Raw genomic sequence first — 19,041 nt, forward strand, 5'->3', positions numbered from 1 at the left:
TCTGCTCGCGGGTTCGGGTTGGGATCTCTGCGAGCCGGCGCAACATAGGAGCGCGCCTTGCCGAGTCAATCGCGAGAGCGGGTCAAAACGGCGGCAAACCGACTGGATCGCGAGACTGTGATCGGGCTGCGTGGCAGGCTGGCTGGATGCCGGCAGTGGTGCCGCGGCTATCTCTGCTTCAGCCGGCGGGGAAAGCGCAGCCATTTGTCCTCGGCCGGCCGCGTCGGCTGCGTGAGGATGGTGGTGAGCTCGACCGGCAAGCTCGGAACCAGCGGCTTCTTGGTCGCGACGCCGTCGGCGATCGCAACCACGCTGTGGTAGAATTCGGTTCCCGCGACCGATCTCGGCGGCGTCGCCTCATGCATGATCGAGATCACCGTTGCGTCGGGGCAATTGTCCTTGATCGCCTGATGGAAGGCAATTCGTCCTTCAGGATCGAGCGCGCCGGTGGCTTCATCGAGGAACAGCAGTCCGGGCTGCTGCAGCACGATGCGGGCGACGACCAGCTTCTGTTTCTGCCCACCCGAAAGAACCTGATCCCAGATCTTTCCTTCACGGCTCTCATCGGCCAGATGCTCGATGAAGTCGCCGAGGCCGGCCTTGTGCAGGGCGGATGCGACTTGCCGGTCGGCGTAATCATGCTCGGAACCGGGCAGGCCGACAAGCTGCTTCAGCGAGACCTGCTGCAGCTTCACCTCCTGGGCGGCGTAGAAACTCCTGACCCCTTCAGGGAAGACAATGGTGCCGCGGCCATAAGGCCACAGGCCGTTGATCGCCTTGATCAGCGAGGTTTTGCCGCATCCGGATTCGCCCTTCAGGAACGTCCACTCGCCACGCCGGAAGCGCAAGTTTGCAGCGCTCAGGAACGGGGTGGCGTCCTCGCCCTGATGCGCCAATTCGAGCTTCTGGATGGTCAGGCCGAACACCGGGTTCTGGCGGTCATAACGAAAATCGGAGCGGCCGGTCAGCCCGTAGAATTCCTGCGGGTGCTGGACGTTTTCGATCGCATTTGCGAGTTCGGTGACTCGCTGGCTGTTGGCCCGCACCGCGGCGATGGCAGGCATGACGTGGATGAACCATGAACACTGGCTGATCAGTGAATTGACCATTTCAGAGCCAGTTATGTAACCCTTGAGATCGAACCCGTTGTGGATGAACGGCACTAGCCCAGGCCCGTAGGCCACAATGCGGGCGCCGATGAAATTGTAGATCAGCTCGAACGAATTGTAGCCTGTGTTGACGATGTTCAGCCGCGCCCAGGTGCGGTCGATGTCGACATAGCGCTGGCTGTGCACCGTCTTCTGCACGTTCTCGCCTTGCGATGCGGCGACATGAAAACTGCGGCGTAGGAACGTGATCAGCTCGCCGCGATAGCTGCCTTCGGCCTGCTGCATTCTGACATTGAGCCGTTCCAGCAGCCTGCCCAGCTTGACCGCGATCCAGGTGTTCAACGGCACGTAGGTGGCGACTGCCAGAAACGCGAGGACGGCGCTGCCATAGCTGCCGAGGAACTCCAACCCTTTGACCTCCGCCGAGTGTGCAAGCAGTTGCTGGCCGACGAAATACAATGAAGTAGCAACGGCCAGGACCCCCATGGCGAGGCCGATGGCTCCGCCCGTCATATCCTTGATCGATTCCTGGATGCGCTGGTCGATATTGTCGGGAGCGGCGGCGCCTGACGAACCATGCTGAGCGTGGAAATGCGTGTGATTGGAATCAAGCAGGGCTTCGTTGAACTGGCTGTCGAGCCAGCCTCGCCATTTGCGATGCAACGTTGCGGATACCAGGCTGCGGATACCGGTAAAACCCGCATCTTTGAGCACGACCAGGAGGACAAGTATCCCGGCATTGGTCAGCAATGTCTGAAGCGGCGTGGTGTTTGCGGCATCGTGGAAAAAGGCGATCGAGTTGACCAGCTCTCCGGATGCTACGGCAAACCATACGCCTGCCTTGCTGGAGAGCGCGGTGAGCAGGGCGATCACCAGTGTCAGCGTCCAGGCTTCCACCCAACGGTCTGAGAACCAGTAGGCCCGCATCAGTCCCCAGAAGCTGCGCATCGACGATACGGGCGTCAGGGGCGACTGCCTTGCGGCACCGCGGAGCCATTTTTCCGATATTGAATGTCGCGTTGGTCTATCGACCCGAATCACTAATCCCGCCCAAACGGTTTTTCTTTTGTTACGGACAGTAACACCAATTGATCATTTTCCATTAGCTTTTCTCCCACCGCAGGTGGATTGGCTGGCCGGCCGTTGCAGTGGAGCAACAGAATGAATGCTCACGGCGCTAAGCTGTCACGTTTCGAGGGGCGGAATATCAACGCAATTTCAAACAGTTACTTGCCCGCCCCAGAGCAGGTAGACACCTTCCCCTAGGGAAGGTCTTCACACAGCTTTGTGAACATAGAAGCGCCGTCCAGCAGTCGATTTTCACAAGCTGAACCGATCTTCAGCCCGCCTTTACGGTCAGGTCCGACCTCGTCGGTGGCCAGAACGTGACCGTATGATTCGTGGTTGAAGCCGCCTTGTCACGAACCCGTAATCAGCCAAGCAATGACTTCTCCGGCACAGTCTAGGATGCGGACCAACATCCATTAGACCATGCTTTTTTAGAGCGCGAACAAAACTGCGTTTGACAATGATGCGCTACGGATCGAACCTGCCGGGGCGCATCCACGTTTGAACCGGGGGGAGTTCTTCATGCTTGCACGGACTTTTTTTGCCGCGATGCTCGCAACATTTGCCTGGCTGCCGCAAACATATGCCGGCAGCCAGACCGTTCCTGCACACGCCGAGGGGCAGGTCGAGTTCAACACTCCGTCCGGCAATATCGGCTGCATCTATACGCCGAAGGGCGGCACCAGCACCTACGAGCCGCAGGATGGCGGACCGGAGCTGAGCTGTTCGCGTGTCGAGCCCAGCTACGACACCATCATCCTCGGGCCGAAAGGCCCGGCGACGCTGATCAAGAATCCGGGCGAGCAAGGCTGCTGCGGCGACGTCACCAAGCTGGCCTACGGCAATAGCTGGGGCAAGGGACCGTTTTCCTGCCAGTCATCCACCAAGGGATTGACCTGCACCGGCAAGCATGGCCATGGCTTTTTCGTCAGCAAGGCCAAGGTGACGGTGAAATAGTCCGGCTCAGTTCGCCGTTTCCAGCTCGCCGCGCGCCTTGGCCGCTGCAACCTGGCGGATCGCATCGGCAAGCGTATCGGCGTCCTGGGCGCCCATTACGGCATATTTGCCCTCAAGCAGAAAGCACGGCACGCCCGATATGCCCATGCGCGAAGCGGTGGCGATTTCGGTGCCCACCGCCTCGACATCAGCGTCGGTCGGCAGCAGCGTTTCGACCACGGAGGCATCCATGCCGGCCTCGCGGGCGGCTTCGATCAGCACGGCATGATCGCCGAGATTGGCGCCTTCCTCGAAATTCAGCTGGAACAGCCGGCGCACCAGCCGGTTCTGAACGGCCTCGCCGGCCGTCCCCGCCCAGCGAATGAGCCGGTGCGCATCCAGCGTATTGGGCGCGACCTTGATGGCGTCGAAGGCAAAGGAAATCCCTTCAGCCTCGCCCAACGGCTCGATCCGGGCATGGATTTCGCGGATGCGTTGCTCGCTGCCGAATTTCGCCACCATGTAGTCGCGGCGGTTCTTGCCTTCGGGCGGAATCGTCGGGTCGAGCTGGAAGGGCCGCCAGCGTATGTGAACGTCGATATCGACGGCGGCAATCGCCTTGTCGAGCCGCTTCTGGCCGATAAAGCACCAGGGGCAGACGACGTCGGAGACCACATCGACGGTAATCGAACTCTCGTCGTTCATCTTGATCTCCTGTTCTGAAGAGGTCACTTCGGTTTGCGCCACCAGGTCGGCAACTGATAACCGTATATGGGCGTCTTTTGCGGATGTTCCAGATAGTTCCAATAAGCGAGCCATTGCCGGTTGTTGTGCTGCGTCGGCACCATGTAGTTACCGGAGATCAACAGCCGGTCGAGGACGCGGACGGCGGCGACATAGTCCTCCTTCGAGCGAGCTCTCAACATCGCCTCGATCGCCGCGTCCACCGCCGGATCGGCGACGCCGGCGAGGTTGAACGAGCCTTCGGCCTTGGCGGCAGCGGATCCCCAGCGCCCGGTTTGCTCGATACCGGGCGACAGCGAGTTGTTGAAACCGGTCGAGCCGACCAGCACCTCGAAATCGAAACGCTGCTTGCGCGACTGGATCTGATCACCGTCGAGGCTGCGGATACCGACATCGATGCCGAGCTTCTCAAGCGTGCGCTGATAGATAGCGGCAAGTCGCTCTTCGTCCTGCGAGGCGGTCAGGATCTCGAAACCGAACGGCTTTCCCTCGGGATCGAGCATCGCGCCGTCCTGCACCGTATAGCCTGCGCTCTTCAGCAGCTTGAATGCGGCCTTCAGCACCTTGCGGTCCTGGCCAGAGCCGTCGGTGACAGACGGCCTGTAGGTGCCGTCCATGACATCTGCAGGCACGCGGCCGGGGTAGGGGGCCAGCAGGGCCTTTTCCTTTTCGCTGGCCGGGTGGCCGAGCGCGGAGAGTTCGGAATTCTGCCAAAAGCTCATCGTTCGCGTGTATTTGCCGCCGAATAGATTCTTGTTGGCCCATTCGAAATCGTAGAGCATGCCGAGCGCACGCCGCACGACCGGATTGGAAAATTTCGGCAGCCGCGTGTTGAACAGAAAACCGTTGACCACCGGCGGAATGCCGGTGTCGAAAGTTTCGGCGATGACCTCGCCCCGGTGGAAGGCCGGAAAGTCGAGATCGCGCTCGCGTTTGACCGGGTCGCTGTCGTCGTCGATGGCGCAGATGCCTTTCTTGAACGCTTCCTGCTTGGCGTTGGCGTTGAGGAAATATTCGATGGTGATCTGGTCGTAATTGTCGAAGCCGCGCTTGGACGAAACGTCCTTGCCCCAATAGTCCGGATTGCGCTTGAACACGATGCGCTGGCCAGGCACGACTTGCGCCACCGTGTAAGGGCCGCTGCCGACCACCGGCTTCAGCGTGGTCCTGTCGAATGTGTCCTTGTTGAAAGCGTGTTTCGGGATGATCGGCGTCAGCGCAATGATCAGCGGAAATTCGCGGTCGGCCTTGTCGTTGAAGGTGAAGCGCACGCTGCGGTCGCCGGTCTTTTCGAGCTTGGCAATCGCTTTCATCCGCTGGCTGTAAGGTGGCCGGCCCTTCTCGGTGAAGACGTCATAGGTGAACAACACGTCTTCCGGCGTCACCGGTTCGCCGTCCGACCATTTGGCCCTGGGATCGAGGTGGAATTCGATGCCCTTGCGCTCGGGATCCATGTCGGCGGTATCGGCTAGCAGGCCGTAGAGACTGAAGGCCTCGTCGTAGTTGCGCTGCATCAACGGCTCGAAGACGAGATTGCCAAAGGCTTGATCCATCATGCCGCGCGCCGTCGTGCGCAGGCTTTTCAGGATGAATGGATTCAGATTGTCGAAGCTGCCGACGAAGCAATAGGTAATGCTGCCGCCCTTCGGCGCGTCGGGGTTGACGTAGTTGAAATGCTTGTAGTCGGCCGGCAGCGCCGGCTCGCCCTGCATGGCAAGCGCGTGCTTCGGTTCCGACAGGGTCGGTTGCAGGGAAAGGCCGACAAACAACATTGTGGCGATCAGCCAAATGACAACGCGGCCCATGACCGTCTCCTTCCCGATTCGATGCGCAGCATACATGAGCCGGTCGTGCACCGGCCAACCCCCTGAGCCAATCCTTCGGCCAAGATTCGCGAGGCTCGGGCTGGATTCGGCATCGCTTGCAGTGTAACACGCCGTCCGAAGTCATTCTGTTGCCTCATTTCGGCAACAGGTAGCTGGACCACACGGCGCGAAAAAGCCGGTTCCGGGATCATTTGAGAGGAATGCACGACATGACCAGCCTGAACAGCAACGCGTACCGCCTGTCGGTCATGGCCGCTGGCGTGGTCGGCATTCTCGGCGCCGGGATTCCCGCTGCTTCCGCGCAGCAGCAACAGCAGATTCCGCAAGGCTGGTTCAAGGCCTGCACCAAGCAGGAAGACGTCGACATCTGCAATGTCCAGAACATCACCACCGCCGGCAACGGCCAGCTCATCACCGGCGTCAGCCTGATCGAATTGAAGGGCAAGGTGAACCGCAAGGTGTTCCAGGTGACGGTTCCGACCGGCCGGCTGGTTCCTCCCGGCATCGGCCTCCAGATCGACGGCGGCAAGGCGCAGAAGCTCGACTATGTGATCTGCTTCCCGGACCGCTGCGTGGCGGAAGTGCCGCTGACCGATCAGCTCGTCGCATCCTTCAAGAAGGGATCGGCGCTGACACTGACCTCGATCAATTTCCAGAACCAGCCGAATCCGATCAAGATTGCGCTGACCGGCTTCAGCGGCGCCTTCGACGGCCCGCCGCTGCAGCAGTCGGACATCGAGGACCGGCAGAAGAAGCTCCAGGAGTTCGTCGCCAAGAACAACCAGGATTTTGCCAAGAAGCTCAAGGAAGAGCAGGAAAAGGCGAAGGCCGCCAACTGATCGACTGCCGCCAACTGATCGACGGGTTTTCGAACAAACAAAAAGCGGGGTTCATGCCCCGCTTTTTTTGCTGAACCGGCTGATTGTCGGGTCCAGCCATGTCTCAAGCCGGCCAAGTCCTAGCTAAGTCATCAATGTCTCGATTGGTGCTTCGGTTCGTAGCGCCCGTCCGGCCTCTTCTCGAACATCTCACCTATCTGTGGATGCCGGACCGGTTCGCCCGACCGGTCCTCGAGCAAATTCTGCTCGGACACGTAGGCGATGTATTCCGTTTCCGAATTCTCGGCGAGCAGATGATAAAAGGGCTGGTCCTTGCGCGGCCGCACGTCAGCGGGGATCGCCTCGTACCATTCGTCGGTGTTGGCGAATTGCGGGTCGACATCGAAAATGACGCCGCGGAACGGAAACAGCCGGTGGCGAACCACCTGTCCGATAGAGAATTTGGCTGTCTTCATCGCACTCACCACTTGAACTTCTTGGACGCCACGCATCCTGGAACACGCAAGGAACGCTCCAAGACTTCAGACTCTAACGCATCGGTCCGGCAAAGATTGGTCCAGACCTCGCCGTCGACATGTTCGTTATTTGGCGCAGACTCTGCGTCAATTCAATCCCGAAGCGCGTGACGCCGGGTTGAGTTCGCAAGATGCGGAGCAAGGGCCGTACCCAAGATCGCTAGCTCTCAGCCGGTTTTCGCAATCCACCAAAAAATGCCGCAAAACCGCTGCCGGGTCGCAGACCCTCGCGCATAAAAAACGCCCGCAACGGCGCAAACCCTTCAAGCACGCCAAGACCAGCGCTGCGCGCCAACTGGGCCGGCAGCATGTCGGAAAGCAACGACATGTTGAGCAGGTTGACCGCGCTGCTGCGCGCCAGGATGTCCGGCCGCCGCTTGAAATCATAGGTCGCAAGCGCCTTGGCGGCGCCCGGGTCCGAGCGATTTCTGCTTGCGGTACCAATCAGGTCGTCGATGTCCCTGATGCCGAGATTAAGGCCTTGCGCGCCGATTGGGGGAAACACATGGGCGGCTTCGCCGACAAGCGCCACGCGGTGCTGCGCAAACCGCCACGGGCTCACCGCTGAAAGGGGGTAGACCTGTCGGCCGGGCTCAACCGACACGCGGCCCAGCATCGATTGCATCCGCTGTTCGACCCGCGTCGAAAGCTCGGCGTCGTCAAGTGCTGCAAGGTCCCTGGCGGTATCGGGCTCGAGCACCCAGACAAGGCTGGACCGGTTGCCGGGCAGGGGAACCTGTGTGAACGGACCGGTCTCGGTGTGGAATTCGGTCGAAGTAAAGGCATGGTCGCTGCGGTGACCGAAATTGAGCACCAGCGCCGCCTGCGGATAGGATCGGACCGATGTCCGGATGCCGGCTGCCTCGCGGGCCGGCGACTGACGGCCATCGGCGGCAACCGCCAACGACGCCTCAATCTCGCTGCCGTCGGCGAGAACGGCATGGGCATGGTCGGCATCGAGGCGCCATGCCTCCACCATCGACTTTCGCCACTCGATGCCCGCATGCGCGCCGACAGCCTCTGCTAGCGCGCGGTTGAGAACGCTGTTGGGCACGTTCAGTCCGAATTGCTCTTCGTCGATCTCGCTGGCGCGAAAGGTCACTGTCGGGCCGCGGATCAGCCGGCTTGTTGCATCGACGATGCGCATCACCTTGAGCGGCGCTGCGTGCGGCCTGATTCTATCCAGGATCCCGAGCCGTTCTAACATCTTCAGGGCAGGGTTCATCAAGGCTGTCGTCCGGGCATCGGGGCCGGCTGCCTCGGGTCCGACGAGCGTCACGGGAAAGCCGGTCTCGGCAAAGCCAAGCGCCGCGATCAGCCCTGCGGGGCCGCTGCCGGCAACGAGTATCCGTGCTGTTTCCCGATGATCCAAATTCGGCTTCCCGATTGCGAGGTGAGGCCTATCCGACCTGCCGGTCCATATAGGTCAGGTGATGTCGCTTGATCAACGCGGCGATTCGGCCCATTCGGTTGCCATGACCGGCCAACAAGACGATTTCAGCCACCTGGACGGTATCGGCCGTGCGATGGCGAGCGTTGCGCGCAGCCCTCGACTGACGGTGAGCGTTGTTGCTGGCATGGGCATCGCCCTTGCATGGCTCCTTCTCGGCGCAATTGCAGTTCGTGGTGCCGTAAGCCGGCTCCCGGGCACCGATGCACCCGGTGACACTATGCTGAGATATCTGCCGCAACTGCCGCTGCCGGATTTCCTTGCGCGTTTCTTCGCCCTCTGCCTTGCGCCGGCGCCGCTTCACGCAAGCCTAGGCGCGCAAGGCGGGGCACTCACCGCGATGTGGCTGTTGATGGCCATCGCGACCATGCTGCCCTCCGCGGCGCCGATGATCCGGACCTATTGCGAGATCGCAGATACCGCCAGGATCAAGAGGGAGCCGGTCGCCCATCCGTTGGTCCTCGTCGCTGGATATTTAAGCGTCTGGCTTGCCGCCTCGGCAATGTTCGCAGCCCTGACGCTAGCAGTCGATGCATTCGCGTCACCCGGGCAGATGCTCGATCCGGCGGTTGGAATTGCCGGAGCAGCCGCGCTGTCGATCGCTGGTCTCTATCAGTTCAGCTGGCTGAAGGAAGCCTGTCTGGAGAAGTGCAGAAATCCGTTCTCGGTCCTGTTCGCCAACTGGAGCGCCAGGCCCATTCGCATTTTCCGGCTCGGCATGGAGCAGGGCCTGTGGTGCCTTGGATGCTGCTGGGCGCTGATGCTGGTAATGTTTGCCGTCGGCGTGATGAACGTGTTCTGGATGGCGCTCATCGGCCTGTTTAGCCTGGTCGAAAAACAGGCGGCAGGCAATCTGCCGACGCGGCTGGCCGGCGCGATACTGCTTGTCTGGGCAGCCACGCTGCTAGTAGTCTCGACATGAGGGGGAGAATTCGATGACAGACCAAAACTGGGCAATGAAGGGAGAGCTCGTCCTCTCCTGCAATTGCACGGTTTTTTGCCCTTGCGTGCTGTCGCTCGGCAATCATCCGCCGACGGAAGGCTATTGCCAGACCTGGGCCGGATTCCGCATCGATGCCGGCCATTTCGGCGAGGTCGACCTGTCTGGTCTCAATCTTGGGCTGATCATGGAAATCCCCGGCTATATGAGCCGCGGCAACTGGACTGCCGGCCTGTTCATCGACAAGCGCGCCTCGGTCTACGCTGTGAAGGCACTGACGAAGATATTCACCGGCAAGGCCGGCGGAACCACATCGCTGCTCTCGATCCTGGTCGGACAGTTCCTCGGCGCCGAGCAGGTGCCGATCACCTACGAGACGCGTGAGAAAACGCGCATCTTTCAGATACCGAAGATCATCGATGGCGCGGTGACGCCGATCACCGGCAAGGATCGCGACAAGGATACGGTCATCACCAATTCGGAATACTGGATCGCGCCGGAGATCATCGTCGCCAAATCCGACAGGAGCAAAATGCGGGCCTTTGGCCGCAACTGGAACTTTGCCGGCCGCTCGGCCGAAATCTGCAAGCTGGACTGGCGGGGACCGTGAGCAAGAAGACGACGGCCAGGAAAATCGCCGACCGGATTCCGCGGCCGAAGAAGAAAGTCACATGGCCGCAGGCGCGGGCGTTCTCGGTCCATCTCTTGACCGCGTCGGGCTCATTCCTGGCGTTTCTGTCGCTGGTCGCAGCAAGCGAGCAGCGCTGGACGGCGATGTTCTGGTGGCTAGGGCTGGCGCTGTTCGTCGACGGCATCGACGGGCCGATCGCCAGGAAGCTCGACGTCAAGGAAATCCTACCGACATGGTCGGGCGAACTCCTCGACAACATCATCGACTACGTGACCTACGTGCTGATTCCGGCCTTCGCGCTCTATCAGCGCGGCTTCATGGGCGAGCGCCTGTCGTTCCTGTCGGCGGCGATCATCGTGGTGTCGAGCGCAATCTACTATGCCGATACCGGCATGAAGACGAAGGAGAATTTCTTCAAGGGCTTTCCAGTCGTCTGGAACATGGTGGTGTTCACGCTGTTCGTCATCGAACCCGGACAATGGGTTTCCTTCGCCGTGGTCGTGGTGGCCGGCATTCTCACCTTCGTGCCGATCCATTTCATCCATCCGGTGCGGGTGAAGCGGCTGCGGCCAGTCAATCTCGGCATGACGCTGCTTTGGTGTGCTTTCGGCGCGCTGGCGCTGGCGCAGGCCGCGCTTGCCTCCTTCTATGACCAGATCGGCGTGCTGGGCGAGCAGGTCAGCGATTTCATCAAGATCGGAATTACGGTCACCGGGCTTTACCTCGCTTGCATCGGCGCTATCATGCAGTTCTTTCCAAATCTCGGCGCCAAGCCGGACAAGAAAGCCTGATCCCAAGAGAGCCGGAAAATGTCCAAAGCGATCCGCATCCACGCCAATGGCGGTCCGGAGGTCCTGACCTATGAGGATACCGATCCCGGGCGGCCGGGCTCGGGGCAGATTCTGGTCAGGCACACCGCGATCGGTCTCAATTTCATCGACGTCTATTACCGCTCGGGCCTTTATCCGCCGCAGGGCGGATTTCCGCTGATCCCCGGCGGTGAGGCGGCCGGCGTGGTTTTGGAGGTCGGCACAGATGTCGACTGGCTGACGCCCGGGGATCGCGTCGCCTATGCGGTGACCACCGGCGCCTATGCCGGGCAGCGCGTGATCGCCGCCGACCGCGTGGTGAAGGTGCCTGACGGCATCAGCGACGAACAGGCTGCGGCTATGATGCTGAAGGGCATGACCGCCGAGTACCTGTTGCGCCGTACGTTCAAAGTGAAGGCGGGCGATACGATCCTGTTTCACGCGGCGGCCGGCGGTGTCGGGCTGATCCTCGGCCAATGGGCCAAGCATCTCGGCGCGACGGTGATCGGCACCGCAAGTTCGACCGACAAGATCGAGCTCGCCAAGGCGCACGGCTTCGACCACGTGATCAACTATCGCGAGCAGGATTTCGTCGCCGGTGTTGCCGCCATCACCGGTGGCAAGAAATGCGACGTTGTCTACGATTCGGTCGGCAACGATACGTTCCCGGCCTCGCTCGATTGCCTGCGGCCGCTCGGCACGTTCGTCAGCTTCGGTCAATCGTCTGGGCCGATCCCGCCCTTCAGCATCTCATTGCTGGCGCAGAAGGGCTCGTTGTTCGCAACGCGGCCGACGCTGTTCGTCTATAATGCCAAGCGCGAGGACCTCGAGGCTTCCGCCGCCGCCTTGTTCGATGTCGTGCTCAGCGGTGCCGTCAAGATCAAGATCAATCAGCGTTACGCGCTCAGCGATGCCGGCAAGGCGCATTCCGATCTCGAAGGGCGCAGGACGACCGGGACAACGATACTTATCCCCTGAGCGCCCGCAGTTTCGGCCCGCCGACGCCGCGGTTCTTGCGAACTGCGCTTTACCGCTTGAGTTTCCGCTGAAATTCTTGAAGCTCTTTCAAGTCGTGAGGCGCTTACCGTCGAGAGCAGGGCGCGCATACGATGTTTGCGGGAACACAGAACATATCTGGCAAACCAGATGGAGGCACTGTGAGTGCAGATCAAGACGGCGCAAACCTGCTGGAGGTTCGCGGCCTCACCAAGATATTCGGCACGCTGACGGCGTGCGACCATGTCGATCTCAACATCGCCAAGGGCGAGATCCACGCGTTGCTTGGCGAGAACGGCGCCGGCAAGTCGACGCTGGTGAAAATGCTGTTCGGATCGCTGGAACCGAATTCAGGTGAGATTTTCTGGAATGGCCAGGCGGTCAGGATCACCAGCCCCGGCGCCGCAAAAAAGCTCGGCATCGGCATGGTTTTCCAGCATTTTTCGCTGTTTGAAGCGCTGACGGCAGCGGAGAACATCGCGCTGTCGCTGGATGACGGCTCGCCGATCAGCACGATCGCGGCCAAGGCGAGGGCGCTCTCCTACAGTTATGGCCTGCCTCTCGATCCGCTATCGCTGGTCGGTGATCTGTCGGTCGGCGAGCGTCAGCGTATCGAAATCATCCGCTGCCTGCTGCAGACGCCGCAACTCATCATCCTGGACGAGCCGACTTCGGTGCTGACGCCGCAGGAAGCCGATAAGCTGTTCGAGACGCTCGAGCGGCTGCGTTCGGAAGGAAAATCCATCCTCTACATTTCGCACCGGCTGGAAGAGGTCAAACGCATTTGCGACCGCGCCACCGTGCTGCGTCACGGCAAGGTGGTCGGCCATTGCAATCCGCGCCAGGAAACCGCGTCTTCGTTGGCGCGGATGATGGTGGGCAACGAGGTTCAGGCTGTGGTGCGGGCGCCGGCCGAAGGTATCGAGACCGCGCCGGTGCTGCTTCAAGTCCGCGAACTCACCCGCAAGCCGGCGACTCCGTTCTCGATCCCGCTCAGGAACATCAATCTTGAAGTCCGCGCCGGCGAGGTGATCGGCATTGCCGGTGTCGCCGGCAACGGCCAGGGCGAATTCTTCGAATCCGTTTCCGGCGAGGTGCTGCAGCAGGATGCCGGCTCGGTCCGCATCCGCGGCAAAGATGCCGGCGGCCTCACGATCACCGGCAGGCGCCTGATGGGCGCTGCCTTCGTCCCGGAAGAGCGGCTCGGCCACGGCGCAGCACCGCGCATGAAGCTTTCGGAGAACCTGCTTCTGTCGCGCCACGCCACCGATGGCAAGATGTTTGTCGGCGCCGGTGGAATGGTCAAGAGCGATGCAATCTATTCCGCTGCCCAGCGCATCATAAAGGCGATGGACGTGCGCAAGAGCGCGCCGGATCCGGAGGCTGCGGCTCTTTCGGGCGGCAATCTGCAGAAATTCATCGTCGGCCGCGAACTCGACCGCCGGCCAAGCGTCCTGGTGGTCAATCAGCCGACCTGGGGGGTCGACGCGGGTGCGGCGGCCCACATCCGGCAGGCGCTGATCGAGCTAGCGCGCAGCGGCTCGGCGGTGCTGGTGATCAGCCAGGACCTCGACGAGCTGTTCGAGATTTCCGATGCGATCACGGTCATGCACAATGGCGAACTGTCGAGGCCGCTGCCGATAACTGAAGCGACATTCGAGAAGATCGGGCTGCTGATGGGCGGCTCAGAACCCGGGCATGCCGAACATACGTTGGAGACGGCTTGATGCGCCTCGAACTTGTAAAACGCCCGCAGCGCTCGATGCTGTTTTCGGCACTCTCGCCGTTCATCGCTTTCGTTTTGACGATCATTGCTGGTGCTATCATGTTCGCGCTGCTCGGCGTCAACCCGTTGACGGCGTTCCGCATCTACTTCATTGAACCGATCAGCCAAGTCTGGCAGTTGCATGAGCTGGCGATCAAGGCCGCCCCCCTGATCCTGATCGCGGTCGGGCTGTCGGTCTGCTACAAGGCAAACATCTGGAACATCGGCGCCGAAGGCCAGTTCATCCTGGGCGGCATTGTCGGCTCGATCATTCCCGTGCTGTTTCCGCAGTTCGAAGGTCCATTGGTGCTGCCGCTGATGCTTCTGCTCGGCATGGTCGGCGGGGCCGCCTATGCCGCAATTCCGGCACTGCTGAAGACGCGCTTCAACACCAACGAGATCCTGACCAGCCTGATGCTGGTCTATGTCGCCCAGCTCTTCCTCGATTGGCTGGTGCGCGGGCCGTGGCGCGATCCGCAAGGCCACGGTTTCCCGCAGACCATCCAGTTCAACGACTCGGCCATACTGCCGGAACTCCTCCCGGAATCCGGCAGGGCGAACTGGGGATTTGTCTTCGCGCTGATCGCGGCAGCACTGATCTGGATCCTGATGAGCCGGATGCTGAAAGGCTTTGAGGTCCGCGTGCTCGGCTCGAGCCCGAGGGCAGGGCGCTTCGCCGGTTTCGGCCTGAGCCGCATGGTTTTCTTTGCCTTTCTGCTGTCGGGCGCGCTGGCCGGACTTGCCGGCATTTCGGAGGTCTCTGGCGCCATCGGCCAGCTGCAGCCGGTGATCTCGCCCGGCTACGGATTTACCGCCATCATCGTGGCATTCCTCGGCCGGCTCAATCCGCTGGGCATCGTTGCCGCCGGCCTTGTGCTGGCGCTGACCTATCTCGGCGGCGAGGCGGTGCAAAGCGCGCTCGGCATCTCCGACAAGGTGGCGCGCGTGTTCCAGGGGATGCTTTTGTTCTTCGTGCTCGGCTGCGACACGCTCATTCACTATCGCATCCGCCTGACCGGCCTTTCCGCGCCGAAACTCGAGGCAGCACCGAAGCTGGAGGAAGCCCGCTGATGGACATCACCGTCAACATCCTCTTGACCATCGCGACGGCGGCGACGCCGCTGCTGATAGCGGCGATCGGCGAACTGGTGGTCGAACGTTCCGGCGTGCTCAATCTCGGCGTCGAAGGAATGATGATCATGGGTGCGGTCGGCGGCTTCGGCGCCGGCTATCTGACCGGCTCGCCGTGGATAGGGCTGTTGGCGGCAATTGCCATGGGGGCAGTGTTCTCGCTTCTGTTCGCCCTCATGACCCTGTCGCTGGCCACCAATCAGGTGGCCACCGGCCTGTCGCTGACGCTGCTTGGCCTCGGCCTTTCCGGCATGATGGGGACGAATTTTGTCGGCCAGCCCGGTGAGAGATTGCCCAACCTCGATATTCCCGGCCTGACCGCAATCCCCATCGTCGGCAGGCTGCTGTTCGGTCAGGATCCGATCTTCTACATCTCGATCGCGCTGACCGCCGCCGTCATGTGGTTCCTGTTCAAGACCCGCACCGGGCTCACTCTGCGTTCGATCGGCGACAGCCATGCATCCGCCCATGCGCTTGGCATCCACGTCATCCGTTACCGCTATCTCTCAGTGATTTTCGGCGGCGCTTGTGCCGGCCTCGCCGGCGGTCATCTATCGCTGGTCTACACACCGCAATGGGTGGAGAACATGACCGCCGGCCGCGGCTGGATCGCGCTGGCTCTGGTCGTCTTCGCCTCCTGGCGGCCATGGCGGGTGTTGGCCGGCGCCTATATCTTCGGCGCGGTCTGGATCGGCCAGCTTCATGCACAGGCATTTGGCATTCCGGTCCCCTCGCAACTGCTTTCTTCGCTGCCCTATCTGGCAACCGTCGTGGTTCTCGTTCTAATCTCCCGCAACAAGCGTCTGACGATGATGAACACGCCGGCTTCCCTGGGGCAGCCATTCGTTCCGGATCGTTGACAACAAAAAGACGGAAGCTCCAAGGCTTAACTCAGAGAGGTAACACAATGAAAAAACTGCTTATTGCCCTGATGGCGACGACGGCCGCATTGTCGCTGGCGGCCTCAGCCGAGGCGGCGGACAAGCTGAAGGCCTGCTGGGTCTATACCGGCCCGATCGGCGATTTCGGCTACTCCTACCAGCACGACCAAGGCCGCCTCGAGGTGGAAAAGGCACTCGGCGACAAGGTCGAGACCGCCTATCTCGAGAACGTCTCCGAAGGCCCCGACGCCGATCGCGCCTTCGAACGCCTGGCACGCGAAGGTTGCAAGATCATTTTCGGCACGTCCTTCGGTTTCATGGACCCGGAAGTGAAGATCGCCAAGAAGTTCCCCAAGGTGATGTTCGAGCACGCCACCGGCTACAAGACGGCCGAAAATCTCGGCATCTACAATGCGCGTTTCTATGAAGGCCGCTACGTGCTTGGCCAGATCGCCGCCAAGCAATCGAAGTCGGGCGTCGCCGGCTACATCGTTTCCTTCCCGATCCCGGAAGTGGTGATGGGCATAAATTCCTTCATGCTCGGCGCGCAGTCGATCAACCCGAACTTCAAGGCGAAGATCGTCTGGGTGAACTCCTGGTTCGATCCGGGCAAGGAAGCCGACGCAGCCAAGGCATTGTTCGACCAAGGCGCCGACATCATCGTCCAGCACACCGACTCGACCGCTGCTTTGCAGGTGGCGGAGGAGCGCAAGCTGCACGGCTTCGGCCAGTCCTCCGACATGATCAAGTTCGCGCCGCACGCGCAGCTGACCTCGCTGACCGACGAGTGGGGCCCGTACTACATCAGCCGGGTCCAGGCGGCGCTCGACGGCACCTGGAAGCCCGACAATGTCTGGCTCGGCATCAAGGACGGCGCCGTCAAGCTGGCGCCGTTCACCAATATGCCCGACGACGTCAAGGTGATGGCCGAGGCCACCACCAAGAAGATAGCCGACGGCTGGAATCCCTTCACCGGGCCGATCGTCAAGCAGGACGGCACACCATGGCTGAAGGACGGCGAGGTCGCTGACGACGGCACGCTGCTTGGGATGAATTTCTACGTGAAGGGCGTCGACGACAAGCTGCCACAGTAAGCAACCGGAAACACATCGAACGAAAGGGCGCCACGCGGCGCCCTTTTTGTTTTGGATTGAACGATATCAGACCGCCGAGCCGTAGAGGTCGTAAGCGTCGGCACGATCGATCTTGACCGTGACGATGTCGCCGGCGCGCAACGGCCGCCGCGACTGGATATGGACCGAACCGTCGATTTCGGGCGCATCGTATTTGGTCCGGCCCTTGGCCGAATTGCCATGTGCTTCGTCGATCAGGACCGGCAGGCGCTTGCCGATTTTCTTGGTGAGTTGCGTTGCCGAGATCTTCTGCTGGCGCTGCATGAAGCGGTGCCAGCGGGCTTCCTTGACCTCCTGAGGCACTTGCTCGAGGCCGAGCTCGTTGGCACGGGCGCCTCTGACCGGCTCGTATTTGAAGCAGCCGGCACGATCGATCCTGGCCTCGTCCAGCCAGTCGAGCAGCATCTCGAAATCGTCGTCCGTCTCGCCGGGGAAACCGACGATGAAGGTGGAGCGGATGGCGAGATCCGGACAAACCTCGCGCCAGCCGCGAATGCGCTCGAGCGTCTTTTCGCCATGGGCGGGCCGGCGCATGTTCTTCAGCACCTGCGGCGAGGCGTGCTGGAACGGGATGTCGAGATAGGGAAGGATAGTGCCTTCGGCCATCAGCGGGATGACGTCGGCGACATGCGGATAGGGATAGACATAGTGCATGCGCACCCAGACACCGAGCTTACCCAGCTCTTCCGACAGATCGAGGAATTTCGCCCGCACTTCGCGATCGCCGAACATGCTGGTCTGGTATTTGATGTCGATGCCGTAGGCGCTGGTGTCCTGCGAGATGACGAGGATCTCCTTGACCCCGGCCTTGGCCAGCTTCTCGGCTTCGCGCAACACGTCGGCGGCCGGCCGCGATACGAGATCGCCGCGCAGCGCCGGGATGATGCAGAAGGTGCAGCGGTTGTTGCAGCCTTCCGAAATCTTGAGATAGGCATAGTGGCGCGGCGTGAGCTTGACGCCCTGCGGCGGCAAAAGGTCGATATAGGGATCGTGGCTCGGGGGAGCGGCCTCATGCACTGCCGCCATCACGCTTTCATAAGCTTGCGGGCCGGTGATGGCGAGGACGTTGGGATGTCTTTCACGGATGACGTCCGGTTCGGCGCCGAGGCAGCCGGTGACGATGACCTTGCCATTCTCCGAAAGTGCCGAGCCGATGGCGTTGAGCGATTCGTCGCGGGCCGAATCGAGGAAGCCACAGGTGTTGACGACGACCAGGTCGGCGCCGTCGTGCTTGCGGGCGATCTCGTAGCCTTCGGCGCGCAGGCGCGTGATGATGCGTTCCGAATCCACAAGGGCTTTCGGGCATCCAAGACTGACGAAGCTGACACGAGGGACGGACATCAAAGCTTTTCCGGATTTTCAGGATTGGCGGCGCAGTACCACAGTTGTTGCCGCATTGGTATGGGCAGCGGCTGCAGCGAAACGCAAGCGCCCCCGAAGGCTGGCCGAAGTCGAAGTGCCGGCCGATGCGAATTCGAGTCGATGCGTCAGCTCACCGCACTGCTGACATGCGGCAAGACTTCCACCGCGCCTCGATAGATCATATCGAGTGCGACATAGAAGATGATCAAAAGGCCGATATAGGCGATCCAGCGATGGCGGTGCAGCAGCTTGGCGATGAAGCTCGCGGCAAGGCCCATCAGCGCGATCGACAGGACCAGGCCGATCACCAGCACCTGGAAGTGATCGCGCGCTGCGCCGGCGACTGCCAGCACGTTGTCGAGCGACATAGAGACGTCGGCGATGACGATCTGCAATGCAGCCTGACCCAGCGTCTTCTTACGCGCCTTCCCGGCCACCATATTATCGCTGTTGATATCGGAATTGGACAACGCCTCGGTCGCCTCCACTTCGTCGGCATGGGAGGTGCGCAGTTCGCGATACATCTTCCAGCACACCCACAGCAGCAGGATGCCGCCGGCCAGCAGCAGGCCGACAATCTGGAGCAGAGTGACAGTGATAGCTGCAAAACCGATGCGCAGCACCGTCGCCGCCACCACGCCGATAAGGATCGCTCTCTTGCGCTGCTCGACCGGCAGGCCGGCAGCGGCAAGGCCGATGACAATGGCGTTATCGCCTGCAAGCACGAGATCGATGGCGATGACCTGGAGCAGGGCAGAGAAGCCCGCGGCGGTGAAAATTTCCATCGACTGGGAGTTCCCTTGCTGGTTGGCCGGCCGTTCGCGTCGAATGCCTGGAGGCCCTAACGTGTATGGTTCCCGCGCGTCAAGGGACTGGTTGGAACAAGGTCGGCAAACCGCCCGTCAC

17 protein-coding genes are annotated in these 19,041 nt (G+C 61.4%); 10 read left to right on the forward strand and 7 right to left on the reverse strand.

Features of this window, described 5'->3' with window-relative positions:
• Positions 1 to 167 precede the first annotated feature (167 nt).
• Positions 168 to 2,057 carry an ABC transporter ATP-binding protein/permease gene (locus tag NKJ93_RS02525; protein ID WP_352587495.1) on the reverse strand — a complete coding sequence of 630 codons (1,890 nt, stop codon included), beginning with the start codon at positions 2,055 to 2,057 and terminating at the stop codon, positions 168 to 170.
• Between the two features lie 642 nt (positions 2,058 to 2,699).
• Here NKJ93_RS02525 and NKJ93_RS02530 point away from each other — a divergent pair.
• Positions 2,700 to 3,134, forward strand: coding sequence for a hypothetical protein (locus NKJ93_RS02530; protein ID WP_352494653.1), 435 nt, complete (start codon positions 2,700 to 2,702; stop codon positions 3,132 to 3,134).
• A gap of 6 nt (positions 3,135 to 3,140) precedes the next feature.
• Here the strand turns inward: NKJ93_RS02530 and NKJ93_RS02535 are convergent, their stop codons facing one another.
• Together NKJ93_RS02535 and NKJ93_RS02540 are read right to left on the reverse strand one after the other, a co-directional pair.
• The gene (locus NKJ93_RS02535; RefSeq protein ID WP_352494654.1) at positions 3,141 to 3,818 is read right to left on the reverse strand and encodes a DsbA family oxidoreductase; all 678 of its coding nucleotides are present in this window, start codon (positions 3,816 to 3,818) and stop codon (positions 3,141 to 3,143) included.
• Positions 3,819 to 3,841: 23 nt separating this feature from the next.
• Positions 3,842 to 5,662: an extracellular solute-binding protein gene (locus NKJ93_RS02540; RefSeq protein WP_352587498.1), complete on the reverse strand. Its 1,821-nt coding sequence runs from the start codon at positions 5,660 to 5,662 to the stop codon at positions 3,842 to 3,844.
• Positions 5,663 to 5,892: 230 nt separating this feature from the next.
• Here NKJ93_RS02540 and NKJ93_RS02545 point away from each other — a divergent pair, with 230 nt between their 5' ends.
• Positions 5,893 to 6,522, forward strand: coding sequence for an invasion associated locus B family protein (locus NKJ93_RS02545; protein ID WP_023717607.1), 630 nt, complete (start codon positions 5,893 to 5,895; stop codon positions 6,520 to 6,522).
• Positions 6,523 to 6,653: 131 nt separating this feature from the next.
• Here the strand turns inward: NKJ93_RS02545 and hspQ are convergent, their stop codons facing one another.
• Together hspQ and NKJ93_RS02555 are read right to left on the reverse strand one after the other, a co-directional pair.
• Positions 6,654 to 6,977 carry a heat shock protein HspQ gene (gene hspQ, locus NKJ93_RS02550; protein ID WP_352482577.1) on the reverse strand — a complete coding sequence of 108 codons (324 nt, stop codon included), beginning with the start codon at positions 6,975 to 6,977 and terminating at the stop codon, positions 6,654 to 6,656.
• 220 nt (positions 6,978 to 7,197) lie between these two features.
• Entirely contained in the window at positions 7,198 to 8,409 is a 1,212-nt protein-coding gene (locus NKJ93_RS02555) for a UbiH/UbiF family hydroxylase (protein WP_352587501.1), read from the reverse strand.
• 61 nt (positions 8,410 to 8,470) lie between these two features.
• On the opposite strand from NKJ93_RS02555, the gene NKJ93_RS02560 reads away from it, so the two are divergent.
• From NKJ93_RS02560 to NKJ93_RS02595, 8 genes are all read left to right on the forward strand, one after another.
• Positions 8,471 to 9,409, forward strand: coding sequence for a DUF2182 domain-containing protein (locus tag NKJ93_RS02560; protein ID WP_352587504.1), 939 nt, complete (start codon positions 8,471 to 8,473; stop codon positions 9,407 to 9,409).
• A 13-nt stretch (positions 9,410 to 9,422) separates the two neighbouring features.
• A complete protein-coding gene (locus NKJ93_RS02565; RefSeq protein WP_023717603.1) occupies positions 9,423 to 10,037 on the forward strand; it encodes a DUF1326 domain-containing protein in 615 nt (204 codons plus the stop codon).
• The gene (gene pcsA, locus NKJ93_RS02570; protein WP_023717602.1) at positions 10,034 to 10,849 is read left to right on the forward strand and encodes a phosphatidylcholine synthase; all 816 of its coding nucleotides are present in this window, start codon (positions 10,034 to 10,036) and stop codon (positions 10,847 to 10,849) included. Before NKJ93_RS02565 ends, pcsA begins: the two co-directional genes overlap by 4 nt.
• Before the next feature lie 18 nt (positions 10,850 to 10,867).
• Entirely contained in the window at positions 10,868 to 11,845 is a 978-nt protein-coding gene (locus tag NKJ93_RS02575) for a quinone oxidoreductase family protein (RefSeq protein WP_023717601.1), read from the forward strand.
• 179 nt (positions 11,846 to 12,024) lie between these two features.
• Positions 12,025 to 13,590, forward strand: a complete 1,566-nt coding sequence (locus NKJ93_RS02580; protein ID WP_352587507.1) for an ABC transporter ATP-binding protein — start codon at positions 12,025 to 12,027, stop codon at positions 13,588 to 13,590.
• Entirely contained in the window at positions 13,587 to 14,699 is a 1,113-nt protein-coding gene (locus tag NKJ93_RS02585) for an ABC transporter permease (RefSeq protein ID WP_352587510.1), read from the forward strand. The genes NKJ93_RS02580 and NKJ93_RS02585 overlap by 4 nt, the downstream gene beginning before the upstream one ends.
• Positions 14,699 to 15,619, forward strand: a complete 921-nt coding sequence (locus tag NKJ93_RS02590) for an ABC transporter permease (RefSeq protein WP_352482567.1) — start codon at positions 14,699 to 14,701, stop codon at positions 15,617 to 15,619. The genes NKJ93_RS02585 and NKJ93_RS02590 overlap by 1 nt, the downstream gene beginning before the upstream one ends.
• Before the next feature lie 47 nt (positions 15,620 to 15,666).
• A complete protein-coding gene (locus NKJ93_RS02595; RefSeq protein WP_023717597.1) occupies positions 15,667 to 16,734 on the forward strand; it encodes a BMP family ABC transporter substrate-binding protein in 1,068 nt (355 codons plus the stop codon).
• A gap of 66 nt (positions 16,735 to 16,800) precedes the next feature.
• Here NKJ93_RS02595 and rimO read toward each other — a convergent pair whose 3' ends face one another.
• A complete protein-coding gene (rimO, locus tag NKJ93_RS02600) occupies positions 16,801 to 18,114 on the reverse strand; it encodes a 30S ribosomal protein S12 methylthiotransferase RimO (RefSeq protein WP_352587513.1) in 1,314 nt (437 codons plus the stop codon).
• A gap of 146 nt (positions 18,115 to 18,260) precedes the next feature.
• Positions 18,261 to 18,920, reverse strand: coding sequence for a TerC family protein (locus tag NKJ93_RS02605; RefSeq protein WP_023717595.1), 660 nt, complete (start codon positions 18,918 to 18,920; stop codon positions 18,261 to 18,263).
• Positions 18,921 to 19,041: the final 121 nt, after the last annotated feature.

This window comes from Mesorhizobium sp. M0028 (assembly GCF_040323855.1).
Classification (GTDB): domain Bacteria; phylum Pseudomonadota; class Alphaproteobacteria; order Rhizobiales; family Rhizobiaceae; genus Mesorhizobium.